Annotated in this window: 1 protein-coding gene; it reads left to right on the forward strand. The window is 39.7% G+C overall.

Features of this window, described 5'->3' with window-relative positions:
- A partial coding sequence (gene porU, locus CG11_RS28935) for a type IX secretion system sortase PorU (protein ID WP_156039971.1) occupies window positions 1–1,936 on the forward strand: 1,936 nt, incomplete at both ends.

Genomic DNA, 1,936 nt, shown 5'->3' on the forward strand with positions numbered 1-1,936 from the left:
TTCTCTAAACAAATTCGTTTGAATAGTTATGGTGATTTGACCGCAAGATTGGTCAATGAACAATACTCACCTTTGACTAATACTTCTGAATTAGATTTATCTGATATTGATGCTATTAACATTGAAACTGCCGTTAGTTTTGACCGAAAAAAACCTGTTGGTGTTGTTTATTTTACGCCCATTCGCAAAAATCCTACAACAGGACAATATGAAAAACTAGTCCACGCTGATTTACAAGTTAGTCTCACTCCAAAAACAGCCCCTAGTAGCTTGTCTAATAGTCGTAACTTTACCAATACTTCTAAATTATCGGATGGTCTAATTTACAAAATTGCCGTTACTAGTACTGGAATACAAAAATTGGATTACGACTTCTTAAAAAGTTTGGGGGTTGATGTTGATAATATTGATCCTAGAAAAATTCAAATTCTGGGCAATGGAGGCAACAAACTTCAAGAAAGAATGGATCTGCCGATTGCCGACGACCTGATCGAAAATAGAATCTTTGTAGCTGGTGAAGCGGATGGAAGTTTTGACCAAAACGATTACATTCTATTCTATGGTCTTGGTACTAAAAACTGGTCGTACAACAGCAATCTTACTTGTGGCAACTTCAAACACAGCACCAATCCATACACTGATGAAAGTTATTACTTTATCAAAATTAGCAGTGCTAATGGACTTAGAATATCCAACCGAACATCTATTGCCAATACAGCTTATACAACGAATAGCTACGATGCTTTGGCACACCACGAATTGGATGAAATCAACTTGATGGAACAAGAGTTTGCACTCCCTCCTTCGGGGAGAGAATGGTATGGTGAATCGTTTAGAACATTGAACAATAGAACAAGAAATTTTAACTTTCAATTCTCGAATCGAATCGAAAGCGAGCCTGTCACCATCCAATCCGACTTAGCAGTACGAGTATTTACGCCTGGTACAGCGACTCTTAAAGCGAATGGTAATTTGATTGGCAATCCTGTGAATACTGCGGTTACAACTGTTTATATCTACTCTGATTATGCCAAACGATTAACTTTCCCTTGTAGTGCTAACATTTTGTCTGGGCAAAACGTCAATCTCGAAATTAGTTTGGCACACAATAGTACAGCGGCTGATATGTGGCTCAATTATTTATCGCTACAAGCTCGCTGTCAACTTCGTTTCACCAATGGGCAAATGCCCTTTAGAGATAGTCGTTCTTTGAGTCAAGGAAATGCCACTTATCAACTTAGCAATGCCAATAATGTCACCATTTGGGACGTCACAGATCCTAGCAATGTCTTCATTCAAGAATATGCTGGTTCTGGCAACATCTCCTTTGGAGCAGATGCCAATGTTCTTAGAGAATTTGTTGCTTTTGACAACAACCAATTTTATGTCCCTGTTGATAGAGGAACGGTTGCCAACCAAAATTTGCATGGCATTACCACTCCTCCTGATGCTGTTTTTGTTGTGCATTCTTCTTTGAGAGCCGAAGCAGATCGCTTAGCAGCTCATCGTCGCAACCACGACAATATTACCGTGGATGTCATCAATGTCGAGGATATTTACAATGAATTTGCTTCGGGAGCACCTGACGTGACGGCTATTCGTGATTTTTGTAGAATGCTTTACCTACGCTCTACTCCTAGCAATGAGTTTACCCATTTGTTGCTGTTTGGTATTGGTTCTTTTGACTACAAATCGTTGGGCGACAGCAGAACACCTAGCAACAACCCGAACTTGATTCCTGTCTATGAGACTCAAGAGTCCATGCACCCAATCAATACATACACTTCTGACGATTATTTTGCATTGTTGGATGAGACCGAACGAATGACAACCTTGGGTTGGTTGGATATTGCTGTGGGTCGATTGCCAGCTGCTAATATTGCTGAAGCGAGAACATTGGTCAACAAAATTATCAATTATGAAACCAATCCTGATG

Origin of the sequence: Aureispira sp. CCB-QB1, from assembly GCF_000724545.1 — a bacterium.
Classification (GTDB): Bacteria; Bacteroidota; Bacteroidia; order Chitinophagales; family Saprospiraceae; genus Aureispira.